We start from the raw sequence: 12,179 nt of genomic DNA on the forward strand, positions 1-12,179 counted from the left end.
CACTCGCACTGCGCGCCGCGGCTCCGCCATCGAGCATTCGCGAAACGAGACGGCAGCGTTGCCGCACCGGCACTTCGGCATCCGCCTTGCGCACCGTATAGTGAGCGCAAGGAGAATGCAGTGATGAGCGATACGATTCGTTTGGACGGCCGCGTGCTGTACCTGTCGCAAGACCCGGCCGTGATCGAGGCGCAACTGGCCGGCGAAAACTTCACTCGCGACACGGCGGGACCGTTGCGCGACAACGTGTCGACGGACGAGATCACGCCCGTCACCGTAATGCTCACCTACGACGAGCGCCTCGGCCAGTACCCGTACGTCGGCTTCAAGGCCGGCGACCGTCTGCCGATCGGCCGCAATGCGGTGAAGGACGGCGGCTTTCGCGTGACGGTGGCCGGCAAGCGCTACGGCAAGGGCTCGTCGCGAGAATCGAGCCCGCTCGCGGAGTTGTCCGCAGGTATTCGCCTGATCGTTGCCGAGAGCTTCGAGCGTATCTATCAGCAGAACTGCGACAACATCGGCATTCTGACCACGACCGATTTTTCCGTGCTCGATCGCCTGCTTGCAGGCGAAGCGATGCCGATCGACGAATTCCTCAAAGGCCGCGACTCGCTCACGCAGCAGATCATCCGCAGCGGCGGGCTGCTCGCGTATAGCCGGTTTGCGGAGTGGCCCGCGCCGGGCGAGCGCGCGAGCGATGCCCCGAACGAGGCGCCGGGCGCCGAGCCGAAAACGCTGGTCGAGAAGATCATCGACCGTCATCTGCATCCGGGCACCGCGAGCGCGCAGCGCGGCGACGGCGTGTTCATCGCCGCCGACTGGCGCTTCAGCCATGACTATTTCACCGGCATGTGCGCGCATCTGATGCATCGGGCGTTCGGCAAGCCCGCGCCGCTGCATGCGCCGGATCACATCATCGCGTTCCAGGATCATCTGGTGCTCGCGTCGCAGAGCATCCCTCACGTGCGCGACGGTCTGTTGCCGGGCGTCGCGAATCTGATGGAAGGCCACACGTCGTTTTCGCGCGACTACCCAGTGCGCTCGCACGGCGCGCTCGATGGTGTGCCCGGCTCCGAGGGCATCTGTCATGCGTTGATGGCCGAGCAATACGCGCTGCCGGGCCAGGTAGCATGCGGTACCGATTCGCACACGCCGCATTCGGGCGCGCTCGGCTGCCTCGCATTTGGCGCGGGCGCGACCGAGATCGCCAATAGCTGGGTCACGGGCTACGTGCGCTGCAAAGTGCCGGAGACGCTGCGCATCGAGATCGACGGGCAGTTGCGCGACGGCGTGACCGCGAAGGACGTCGTGCTGCATCTGCTGCGGATGGAGGCGATTCGCTCGGGCGGCGCGATCGGCCTCGTGTTCGAATACGGCGGCGCGGCGGTGCGCGCGATGTCGATCGACGAACGTGCGACGCTGACCAACATGGTCGCGGAACTCGGCGGCTTCACCGGCATCGTCGAACCGGACGAGTGCACGGTCGCGTTCCTGAAGGAGCGGCGCGGCGTCGATTTCGTGCTGGAAGGTTGGATGAAAAGCGACGCGGACGCGACCTATCGCGACACGATCCATATCGATGCGAACGCGATCGAACCGATGCTCGCGCGTCCGGGCGACCCCGGCAATGGCGTGCCGGCGCCGCGGCTCGAACAGGACGTCGCGATCGATATCGCGTATGGCGGCTCGTGCACCGCGGGCAAGCGCGAGGACTTCGATTTCTATCACGAGGTGCTGCGTTGGGGCGTCGAGCACGGCCTACGGGTGCCCGAGCGCACGCGTTTGTATCTGCAATTCGGCACGATGGCGGTGCGCGCGTATTGCGAGGAGCAGGGCTATCTGCCGGTGTTCGAGCGCGCGGGCGTGACGCTCGTGATGCCTGGCTGCGGCTCGTGCGCAAACTGCGGACCGGGACAATCGGCCAAGCCGAACGACGTGACGATCAGCGCGATCAACCGCAATTTCCCCGGCCGTTCGGGACCTGGCGACGTCTGGCTCGCGAGCCCGTACACGGTCGCGGCGAGCGCGCTGGCCGGAAAAATCACCACGTTCGAACAATTGCAACGCGGGCACGGCTAGAATGCCGGCCGGACTCCGGCCGACCCATCGTGGCGCGTGCGACGCGCGACAAGACGCAAGGCCGGCATCGAACCGGCCGCGGTAAGCGATCAGCCCTGCCGTAAAAGCAGTCGCAACAGAAGGAGACAGACAACATGGCATTCCCCGATCCCGCGGGGTCCGTCGCGCGCAGCGGCGGTACCGTGGCGCATTCCACTGACGCGGCCGGCAGCGCCGAGCGCAGCGCGCCCGCGCAGGTGGCGGGCCACGCATCGCTCGACGCCGGCAGCATTTCGGCGCGCCTCGACCGCTTGCCTGCCACGCGCTCCGTCTGGAAGCTGGTGGTGCTGCTGAGCCTCGGCTTCTTCTTCGAACTCTATGACCTGCTGTACTCCGGCTATATCGCGCCGGGCCTCGTGAAAAGCGGCATGTTGACCGCGACCACGCATGGCCTGTTCGGCTCGACCGGCGTCGCGAGTTTCATCGCCGCGCTGTTTGGCGGCCTGTTTATCGGCACGATCGCGTGCGGTTTCCTCGCGGATCGCTTCGGGCGGCGCGCGGTGTTCACCTGGTCGCTGCTGTGGTACACCGCGGCGAACGTCGTGATGGCGTTTCAGGAGACCGCGACGGGCCTTAATTTCTGGCGCTTCGTCGCCGGTGTCGGCATCGGCGTCGAACTGGTGACGATCGGCACGTACATCTCCGAACTGGTGCCGATTTACCTGAAATCCTTGCTGGGCGGGGGTTTTCGGGGTGGTGTTCCGAATTTGTTCCGAATTTGTTCCGAACTCACGCGCCGCTGATTCGGACTTTGATCGGTGCCAGACCGCGATTGTTTGCGTACAGGTCGGCCATCGCATCGGTCATATGGCCGAGCAGCGCCTTGGTGTCGATGCCACCTTGCTCGATGTATAGGCGCTTGCACAGGCTCCGGATTTCATGGAACGTGGGCGCATCGTCGCCGATGATGCCGGCCAGCGTGCGAGCATCTGCGAAGGCGTTGGATATGCTGCCGAGCTTCACGTGCGAGCCACGTACGGCGCGCCCCTGATTGCGGATGTGGTGGATCAGATATTTGCTGACCACGCCGGTTGACCGGCAACGCGCGATGACATCGTTCAGCGACATGTTGACCGCGTTCATGCGCAGCTCGAGCGGGATCTCGATGCGCACGCTGGTCTTCGAACGCTGCACGTTGGCGACGCCGTCCCTGTTGAACGAGCGTTCCCAGCGACCGATGGTCGATCGGTCCTGACCGGATACCAGTGCCAGCAGCATCGCATTCTGAAGCCAGTCAGCGACCTCCGGCGCCTTCGCGAAAATGGCATTGAATTCATCGAGTGTCAGCCGGCGGCGCGTCACCTTGATTTTCGGTTTTTCAGTGATCGTGGCGGGATTGCTGGTCATCCATCCGAGGGCTGCGCCTTTCGTACAAATCGCCAGCATCCTGTCGCGGACCGCTTTAGCTGTACGCATTTTTCCAGCGGCAGTGATTGCCTCAAGCATGTCCGCAATATGTTTCGTGGTCAGCGCCGCACATTCGATGTGGCCGATCGCGTTGATGATTGCTTTATCGTGATAGCCACGCGTGTTCAGCGTGCTCTTTTTCAGGCCCTGTGTTGGCATTTTCGCGATCAGGTCTGCCACCGTATTAGTGCCCCTCGATACGCGATCAGCCAGGGAACGGGTGAGCGCGCCTTTCTCGACAATGAGATTTGCCTCCTGAGCTTCATAGATCGCCTGGGCCAGTGGCATACGTCCGAGAATGTGTGCCTTGCCATCGCGCGGATCGACCCAGATGTAATAGCCGGGCCGCGGTTCGCGGAGGTGTTCTGGCCAGTTTGCGCGTATGCGCATGCGAGGGCGGGCCGCCATGGTTATTTCGGAATCCGTTCTGCAAGACGCGGACGGGCGATGGCGCCTTGAAATATTGCGCCCTCTTCAACGTAATATGAAATCCCGATCTTCACAGCAGGCGGATAGATTTTTCCCGCCTTGATCCAGCGGCGGGCTGTACGTATAGCCGGTGGCGGTTGAAATTCGCGTGCAAGCCAATCACCTAGTTTGATCTTCACGGTTGCTCCTCGAAATCGAAATCCGTCTGTAGGCGGCCGCCCTCGCGCTGGAAGCGGGCGAAGCACTCCGGGCAGTAGTGAAGGTTGGGCGCGACCTCGTGCACATGCGTGCCGCACAGATGCCGGTCGCATGTTTTCTTGGCGCCGACCGGGTAATCGCACTGGAAGCTGCTTTCGTTGCGGCAGCAGTCGGCGCTGCATGCAGGCGGCGCGCGTCGGCGGCCTCGGCTGCAGATGATGCCGCGCGTGCCGTCGGGCATGCGGAAGGGCGTGCAGGGCATCAGCGCGTCCTTTGCCCGACGAAGTCGGTCGGCACGTCATCTCCGCTGCGCAGCTTTTCGAGCTCGCGCAGCGCATCCTCTCGGCGCTCGAAGCAGTAGCGGCGCCCCCATCCCTCGATGTCGAGATCAATGCAGAGGCCCGTGGTGAACAGCAGCCTGCACAACCCCACGATCGTTCCGTCGGGCAGTTCGCGCACGTGGGAGTATCCCTGCCTCGCGATGTAGTCGAGAAGATCCGGATTGGTCACAGGATCACCCCCATGTCATGCATCTGTCTCAGCTGTGTTGCAACATCCACCGGCACGTCGAAGAAGTCGAGCGCGCCCTTGCATTCCACGAACGGAAGCGGCTTCGCGTCGACCAGATGGAAACCGAAAGCGCCGTCGACGTGCCAGCGCGACGTGCGATCAGCGGGGTGGATACATTCATCGATCGTCACGACACCGACGATTCCGCCGCGCTGCAACTGGTCGAACGGTGGCAGTTCGATCGACGGGCCGCCGACTGGCCACAGCGGATCCTGCGCTGCTTCGTACTCCGCGCGCGTCATGCCCTTGGACGCGTGAATCAGCACGCGACCGCGTACCTTCGTCGGCCAACTGCGATTTTCGATTTCCTTCAGGATGCCGGCAGCGATCGCGGCGGCGCGCGCGGGACCGGCAAGGTCCGGGCGGAGAATCAACCAGCACCAGGGTTGGCGGATGGAGAGAGCCTTCATCGCGCCTCCGGAAATTCGTCGTGCGTGCGGCCGTCAAGAAGGCGGCCCGCGGTTTTCTTCCCAGTGCGGAAGAACCGCTGCTCGCCGAGTTCAGTCATGCGGAAACGGCCGTCCAATTCACGCTTCGACCCATCGTCTGCTGTGGCGTAGCTATCTTCGTCCGTTTCAACCGGCAACCATTCTCCCCATTGCTTAAACAAGAACGGCACGCCGGCCGCCGCGCATTGGTCGCGCAGCGAGCGAGCCCACTCCGGATGCATGGGCCGCGCGTCGGGTCCGCTCTCGCCGCCGGCGATCAACCAGTCGATACCTCGCAGATTGCGTGCTGGAGCGTAGATGATATTGTTGTTCATGTCGGACCATAGGGCTCCCGCCTGTGCCAGATCGACGGGGCCAAGCAGTGGCTCCATGCTCAGAAAGCGCACGCTCGCTGGCACCGCAAACAACTTCGGGATATCCCGGTCGGCCTCTTCCTGATTGACGATCGTCGCGCCGAGCCAGACATTCGGCCACGGCCAGGGAGCGTGAGACTTCAAGCCTTTCCTCTGCAGCAGCGCATCGACGATCATCTCTCCAGCATTGCCGATGCGCTTCGTCAGCAGCAGCCAATCGAGATTCGGCGTGCCGGCAATCAGCTCGAAGAGGTCGGCGCGCCACGCCGGATCGACGGCGTTGTCGAACACGTCCGCGAGCGATGCGCAGAACACGCGTTGCCGGCGACCGTGATGCGCGAAGAACTCTGCGTGTCGCGCGTTCCACCGCTGCGGCTGCTTCCAGTTTTCCACTGACGTGCGGCGCCGCTGTTCGCCCGGTCCCCACGTGACCTTCTGGACGCGCGACGGCGTGCTGACTTCCGCATAGCAGTGGTCGCAACCCGGCGATACCTTCGCGCATCCAATCCATGGATTAAACGTGTGATCGGTCCACTCGATTTTGCTGTTCTCGCTCATTTCCTGTTACCGTCTTTCATCGCGCGAACCAGTTCTTCGCCATCCTGCGTCAGGCAAAATGAATTGCCTTGCGCCTGATAGGTCAGCCCCAAGCCGCAGAGCTTTTCCATCGTCTTAGGCTTATAGACGTATGTGCCTGGCCGGAAGCGCGCGCATTCGAGCAGCGCGTATTGCTGGTTGGGAAGCAGATCTCTGAAAGAAGTCATTGCAGACCCCCAAAGGCAGATTTGTCGGCCGGCTTCGCGAGGATGTAGCCGCGCTTGGCGAGCAACTGCATGATGTGCTCGGGCGACGTCACGAAGGCATCCTCTGCGACGGGCGAAAGTCGGGCGCGGCCGTCATCATCAAACGACAGGAGCCAGCGGCCGTTCTGGAGAAGCTTGAGGGGATCGCTGCCGTATTGCCCGGTCTTGCGGATCTGCGGCAGGACTTCGGCGGTGACCCACTTGCGGAAGCGGTGGGGCAGCGTGCCGGGCTTGACAGCGTCGCGGCAGCGCAGGACCAGCGTGTACATGCCGGATTCGCTGACAATGGCGACGTTCTGCTGGCCACCAAGGGTGTCGGTTAAACCGACACCCTTTTCATCATCATCCAACTTGAGTAGCGCATCCCGACTATTGGCAATCTTCAGTACATGGCACAGATCGGCAGCGACAAACCACGGCTCGCCGTCGATCACGATGACGCGCATCGGATACGACTCGAATTCGAAGGAAAAGGGTGACTCAACAGGCGCGAGCGCGCCTCGGGCTGATGCCGACATGGTTTTGCTCCTCTTTGAGACTAGGGCCCCGTTTCTACGCAGGGTGGGCAGGATGTTAGAAACCGCAAAGAGACGGCGAACGGTATTCCCCTTACGGGTCTTGTATTTCCGTTCCATCCCGCCCATTGGAGCAAAACCAATAGACGTAAAAAATGCCACTGACTTTCGGGGTGACATTCCGCTCTTCGAGGTGTTTCTACGCACCTGAAGCGGAGTATAGGCATCCCGGCGCGCGAATGCAACAGGGGTCATGGTCGACTCTCCGGCGCGGGCGAATCCTCAATGAAGCCGCTAAACAGATCGAACTGGCTCATCATTCACCTCTCGGCGCTGGCGCGCGGTTGTACGGCGCCGATCCGCTCCAGAATGCCTCGGTCGTTCTCCGTGATGTTGACGCCTTCCATATACGCAGCCTGCAGGCTGGCTTGCATGTCGATGGTGCGGTTGACACCGTTCGACGCGATGTAATAGGCCAGTTCGAATGCATGCGAGACTGCCCACCTACCATTGGCGCTGCCGTGGATAAACCGCGCGAACCAGTGAAGCAGTTCGCGAACGCGCTCTTGCTGCACGTCGGGCTCACCGGCTATCTCCTCTGGTTTGAGGCCAGCGTCGCGCAGCGCCGACAGCTGCATTGCGGAAAGTCCGAAGTTTTCGGTACGCACGGTCGACGCATCGCTGGCGTGCGGAAGAGGAACGGTGAGTATGGAGTCGCGCACTTCACGCTCAACAACCTGCGCGAACTGTTGATAGCCCCATTCCTTCATGAACCTATCACCACCACCGGGCATGCTATCCCACAGTTCCGAGATGCGTGCGGGACTGAGGGGCGGCACGCAATTGCCTTGTGCCGCAGAATTACCCACGGCTGCGGCTGCGGCTGCGGCTGCGGCTGCGGCTTCGAGCTCTGCCTCCCTCCGGCCTATCCTCCAGAAAGGCATAAGCCATTCGTCATCACTCGGCGGCGGATTCTTGTCCATGTAGCCGAATGCCATCGCGCCAGTGATCGCCTCGCATGTGAGCTGGCGTTCGAACAGGATCTGCGCACCAGTACCGCGTTTCGCGTCGGCAGCCAATGCAACCGAATTGCCGACGTGATCGGCACCGGCGCCGACGAACGAAAGCAGATGCGCTGCGCACGTCCGGACGACAGGCGCAAGGTCTTCGATGTTGTCGATGCCGATCAGGCTGTTATGGCCGATCGTGAGAATGTCGCAAGCATTGACGTTGACCGTGACTGACCAGCCCTGAATATCATTTGGATTGGGTCGATCGTCTGCGGCTGGCAGGGAAGCCGCGGCGTCGAACGTTGCTTCGTACGCCTCCAGCGTGCGAGTCCGCAGCTCGCCATCGTCGTAAGTTTTGGCAATCGCGTGCAGCTCGGACCGCGCTTTGCTCAGTGCTGCGTCGCTGGCGCGCGGAAAGGCGCCTCCCGCTTTGAAGCCGTCTCGATAGGCCAACGCCTCACTGATAGGCGTGTCGGAATTTGCCCACGCTGCAGCGGCCAGCAGCGCTTGCTCATTTGTCGCCGCTACAGTCGCGACATCTTGGGGGGACGCGGATTGCTCGGCGGTGGCGAGAAGGCCTTGTAATTCATCGACCTGATAGCCGGCCCAGCCTGGTACCGATTTGATGGCGAGAATGGCGTACTTGATGGCTGATCGCTGCTTGTGCGTCAGTGTCACCGTGGCTTGCGTGGATGCGGCGCGGGCTTGCATCGAAGAAAGCACATACTCAATAGCATCCCGTGCATCACGGTGCGAATCCTTGAAAACCGTGCGCGCATCGTCAATAGCCGCTTCAAACGCCTCCCGCTCGTCGCTCACAGTCGCGGCAGAGCGAGGTGGAGGGGCGGCGGCGAGAGCGGCTTGCTGTTCGCGTGCGAATTCCGCGCGCAGAACGTCGACGAATCGTACAAGTGCGTCGGCGTCGAACTCGAAACTGTTATCGTCGCTGTAGTGGACGCCGAACTCGGCCGCAAGTTCTAGCGTTGACTCGCTCATTTCATCGCCCGCAGGTTGGTTGATAGTGGTCATAGAAGGGGTGTCCTTTGGGCGGTTTTCGCGCGACGCGCCTTCGTCATCGCGTGGTCGTAGTAAATGTCTTCAAACTTCATCTGCTCGGCGGCGGAAACATGCGTCAGACAAAGCAGGAAAACATCATCATCGCCGCGAAACCACGATGTCTGGATTTCAAGTTTCTTGATTGCCACTTCGTCGCAGCACGAGCAGAGCTTTTTGCTCTTTGGATTCAGCCGGAACAGGCTGGTTTTGTTCATGGTCTCTCTCAGGATGTCGCGGAAAAAGCGGGTTAATCGCGTTCGGTGCTGTCAATAATCACGACCATGTCGTCGAACATATCGACCGTGCGATCGCATCGCTCGATCGGCAGATCCGGCTCGTCAGCTTCGACTAGCCCCCCCCCCGCTTGCTGGATCTCGCCTTCTTCGCCGGAGGCTTGGGCGGTTCTTTCGGGCGCAGGAATGCCGGCAGCCAGTGCGACCCGGCGAGCAGTTCCTCGGCCTTCTTCGCGAGATCGATTTTCTTCAGCTTGTCGAGATCCCTGAGTGCGAACTCATCGATTCCGACGTCGGTCAGCGCACCGATGATCCGTGGCTTGGGAACTTGGCCTAAGTAGCTCTCGACGGTCGGCGACCACCAGTCAGCCATGTCGGTACCGAGCTCGGCGAGTAACACATCCGCGACGGGCGATTCTTCGCTGCCGCTGATCGTGTCGATGCACGACGCAGTGCAGAACGCCAGCACCTCGAGCAGGAAGTCGGTCGATTGCTCGTGCAGCCAGGTGAGCAGACCATCGGCGCTTTCTGGTAGCCTGGCGATCAGCGCCTCGCGGCGCGCGTCCATTTCAAGCCACGCGCGGCTGGTCTCCATGTCGTCGGCCGCGCCAATCAGCGACCCGGCACTCCGGTGCGCGTTGATCCGGACGGCGCCGGCGCCGAAGTGGCCACCCGCGAAAAGAATCTGGCTCAGGAGCGCATAAACGATCGTGGCCAGCGCGAGGCGAGGGCAGTCTGCGAGGTGCGCCTGCATTGCAACCGTGCGGTGCGCGGTCAGCTTGCGCACGAGCGCCTCACTATGCCCTTTCATTTCCGGTTCTTCGCCGGCCGCGATCGCGGCTTTCTTCGCTGCCGCCTTCTTGTCGACCGGCTTGATCATGCCGCGGTGGATCTCGAGCGTGCCGTTGTGCGAGATGCCCATCACGACGCCGGCGGTCTTTTTCTGGCGGTCGGAATAGGTCTCCGTGCGAGCCCGGATCTCCACGATCTGCGCGTTCGCGCGGTAGATTGCCTGGTTGAGCTCGTCGGCTTCGCCGTCGGTGAGTTGGTCGTCCTCATCGGCGTTGAGCATTTCGCTGGAGTCGTGGCCGACGGCCTCAAGCCGTGCAATTTCCGCTTGCTCATCGGCGGTCAGCTCACGCGTCTTCGGCTTGCTGCGGCCGTATGCCTGCGTTTCATTCCAGCCGATCTGCTCGTGGACTGTGACGAATGACCAGCCTTCTGCGCGGAGCGCTTCGGCTGCAGCATCCAGCTTTTCAGAGGTGAGCTTTTGCAGGAGCGCGACATCGCCGATGTATCCGCTCCCGGTGCCGCCGAACAGATCCCGGCGCACCGGGCCGCCGGCTGCTTCGTATGCATCGAGCCCGATGAACTTTGCCCGGCGGTCGCTGGACGCTTCGATATCGCCCTTGGTTAAGGCCTGGCGGAGGTTTTGTGCATGCCGCATGTACTGTGGCGCGCCGTCCCAGACCTGCTCCTGCAGCTTGTGGGAATCGGTGAGCGTAAAGGCCTGCAGCTGTTCCAGATTCATTTCGCCGGCGCGGTACCGCTCGACGAGCTTCGGCGACACCTTGGCGAGTTGCAGACGTCGACGCACGATCAGCGGTGCGACGCCGAACGCGGCGGCGATATCCTCGACCGGCTCGCCGGCATCAGACATGCGCTTGAATGCCTCGAATTCATCGGCCGGATGCATCGGCGAGCGGCCGCTGTTCTCGGCGACGCTCATCGCCTCAGCATGCGCTTCATCTGTCTCGATGCACGGCACTGGATAGTCGTGCTCCAGATCGCCACGCTCAGCGAGCAGCTGTAGGGCGCGCAGTCGGCGGCCGCCGCCGACCACGCCGTAGCCGATCAGTTTCTTGCCCTTGAGCTGCGGCACGACGATCAGATTCTGCAGCAGCGTTTGCGACTTGATCAGTGCGGCGAGCTCGTCGACGGGTGCCGTATCGTTTCTGCGTGCGTTCAGCGGCGAGATGCTGAGCATCGACAATGGCGGGAAAATGATGCGGCCTTCACCGCTGATGGTGTTCGTCATAGTGGTCGTGAATTCGAAAAAGATGGGCGCTGTACGAGCCGCCCACAACGGGGTTAGTCTTTATCGTTCGCTGCCAGGCACTTCCGGTCAGGCTCAACATCGCGGGGTTCCGGCAACGGGCGCGCCTGCGGCATCGGTGCTGCTGCGATTTGTTGTTTGCGAGCCTGCGGCGTCGGATCGACTTCCGCTCTGCATGCTGCGATGACGATGCGCTTCACCGCTTCTGACGCATCCTGTGGCGAGCCTTTGCATCCGAGCCTGACGAACGCCGCCTGAAATTCGGCTTCGCTGACGGAAATCTGACAGGCAGGAATGCGCGCCGGCATCATGGCCTCATTACTCGACCGACAGGAATTGCTCGGCGAGCTCACGCACGCGCGAAATCAATTCGTCGGGCAATGCGATGACACTCGCGCCATGCAGTGCCGCGAATGCGGGGGCGAGGAGCGCTCGATCACCTTCAGGGAGGTCGCAGGCATCGAGCCGTTGCAGCGCGCGAAGGGTCTCTTCCGTGACGATGGTGATGCGCTCATATGGATAGAGTTCCGGAAGCGGCTTGATGTGCTTGTGGAAGTGCGAACCAATCGACTCCGCCGATGCGAACTGCTCGAATTCGTCTGCGTGAAAATTACTGTACTGATACAGCGAACTAGGCGCGCCGCCCTTGTTCTTGAATCGAACTGCCAAAATATTCTTCTCGGGATCGTGGCCGATGCTGTGAATCTGCGACGACTCGACTTCCTTCATGACGATGTTGTTGCTTGCGTTGGTTTGCATGTCTGCTCCTGTGGATGGAAATAGATGAAGGTGGTTACGCGAAGTAGCGCGAGTACAGCTGATCCAGCGCTTCGACCTGCTTGTCGGTGAGCTCGGTCACCTTGCCGGCGTCGACATAGCGAACAAGTGTGGTTACAAAGCCTTGCTCCCAATCGCTGAGATCGGTTGTGCCGAGCATGCCAACGAGCTGCTGGATCATTTCGCTTGTGCTGTGGTGGCGCAT

15 protein-coding genes and 1 pseudogene are annotated in these 12,179 nt (G+C 61.9%); 2 read left to right on the forward strand and 14 right to left on the reverse strand.

What is annotated here, in order from left to right; genetic code table 11:
* The first annotated feature begins 123 nt into the window (after positions 1-123).
* On the forward strand, positions 124-2,079 hold the full coding sequence (locus HDG34_RS28210) for an aconitase family protein (protein ID WP_184064433.1): 1,956 nt from the start codon (positions 124-126) through the stop codon (positions 2,077-2,079).
* Positions 2,080-2,213: 134 nt separating this feature from the next.
* Positions 2,214-2,807 (forward strand): annotated as a pseudogene (locus HDG34_RS28215) (MFS transporter); the annotation flags it as partial.
* A gap of 40 nt (positions 2,808-2,847) precedes the next feature.
* Here HDG34_RS28215 and HDG34_RS28220 read toward each other — a convergent pair.
* The 14 genes from HDG34_RS28220 to HDG34_RS28285 all read right to left on the reverse strand — a co-directional run bounded on the left by HDG34_RS28220 (position 2,848) and on the right by HDG34_RS28285 (position 12,179).
* Complete coding sequence (locus tag HDG34_RS28220) at positions 2,848-3,933, reverse strand: tyrosine-type recombinase/integrase (protein ID WP_184064436.1); 1,086 nt, start codon at positions 3,931-3,933, stop codon at positions 2,848-2,850.
* Between the two features lie 2 nt (positions 3,934-3,935).
* Positions 3,936-4,133 carry an excisionase gene (locus HDG34_RS28225; RefSeq protein ID WP_184064439.1) on the reverse strand — a complete coding sequence of 66 codons (198 nt, stop codon included), beginning with the start codon at positions 4,131-4,133 and terminating at the stop codon, positions 3,936-3,938.
* Positions 4,130-4,393: a hypothetical protein gene (locus HDG34_RS28230; protein ID WP_260321369.1), complete on the reverse strand. Its 264-nt coding sequence runs from the start codon at positions 4,391-4,393 to the stop codon at positions 4,130-4,132. Before HDG34_RS28230 ends, HDG34_RS28225 begins: the two co-directional genes overlap by 4 nt.
* Before the next feature lie 20 nt (positions 4,394-4,413).
* Positions 4,414-4,662, reverse strand: a complete 249-nt coding sequence (locus HDG34_RS28235) for a hypothetical protein (protein ID WP_184064445.1) — start codon at positions 4,660-4,662, stop codon at positions 4,414-4,416.
* Complete coding sequence (locus HDG34_RS28240) at positions 4,659-5,132, reverse strand: ASCH domain-containing protein (protein WP_184064448.1); 474 nt, start codon at positions 5,130-5,132, stop codon at positions 4,659-4,661. The genes HDG34_RS28235 and HDG34_RS28240 overlap by 4 nt, the downstream gene beginning before the upstream one ends.
* Positions 5,129-6,082, reverse strand: a complete 954-nt coding sequence (locus tag HDG34_RS28245; protein ID WP_184064451.1) for a phage Gp37/Gp68 family protein — start codon at positions 6,080-6,082, stop codon at positions 5,129-5,131. Before HDG34_RS28245 ends, HDG34_RS28240 begins: the two co-directional genes overlap by 4 nt.
* Positions 6,079-6,288, reverse strand: a complete 210-nt coding sequence (locus HDG34_RS28250; RefSeq protein ID WP_184064454.1) for a hypothetical protein — start codon at positions 6,286-6,288, stop codon at positions 6,079-6,081. The genes HDG34_RS28245 and HDG34_RS28250 overlap by 4 nt, the downstream gene beginning before the upstream one ends.
* Entirely contained in the window at positions 6,285-6,845 is a 561-nt protein-coding gene (locus HDG34_RS28255; RefSeq protein WP_184064457.1) for a Bro-N domain-containing protein, read from the reverse strand. Before HDG34_RS28255 ends, HDG34_RS28250 begins: the two co-directional genes overlap by 4 nt.
* Before the next feature lie 317 nt (positions 6,846-7,162).
* Complete coding sequence (locus HDG34_RS28260; RefSeq protein WP_184064460.1) at positions 7,163-8,881, reverse strand: hypothetical protein; 1,719 nt, start codon at positions 8,879-8,881, stop codon at positions 7,163-7,165.
* Positions 8,878-9,123: a hypothetical protein gene (locus tag HDG34_RS28265; RefSeq protein WP_184064462.1), complete on the reverse strand. Its 246-nt coding sequence runs from the start codon at positions 9,121-9,123 to the stop codon at positions 8,878-8,880. Before HDG34_RS28265 ends, HDG34_RS28260 begins: the two co-directional genes overlap by 4 nt.
* A 133-nt stretch (positions 9,124-9,256) precedes the next feature.
* Complete coding sequence (locus tag HDG34_RS28270; protein ID WP_184064465.1) at positions 9,257-11,179, reverse strand: ParB/RepB/Spo0J family partition protein; 1,923 nt, start codon at positions 11,177-11,179, stop codon at positions 9,257-9,259.
* Positions 11,180-11,232: 53 nt separating this feature from the next.
* Positions 11,233-11,508, reverse strand: coding sequence for a hypothetical protein (locus HDG34_RS28275; protein ID WP_184064468.1), 276 nt, complete (start codon positions 11,506-11,508; stop codon positions 11,233-11,235).
* 7 nt (positions 11,509-11,515) lie between these two features.
* Positions 11,516-11,956 (reverse strand): KTSC domain-containing protein, encoded by a 441-nt coding sequence (locus HDG34_RS39515; protein WP_260321370.1) that lies wholly within the window; start codon positions 11,954-11,956, stop codon positions 11,516-11,518.
* A 34-nt stretch (positions 11,957-11,990) separates the two neighbouring features.
* Complete coding sequence (locus HDG34_RS28285) at positions 11,991-12,179, reverse strand: hypothetical protein (RefSeq protein WP_184064471.1); 189 nt, start codon at positions 12,177-12,179, stop codon at positions 11,991-11,993.

It is taken from the genome of Paraburkholderia sp. HC6.4b (assembly GCF_014200875.1).
GTDB classification, from domain to species: domain Bacteria; phylum Pseudomonadota; class Gammaproteobacteria; order Burkholderiales; family Burkholderiaceae; genus Paraburkholderia; species Paraburkholderia tuberum.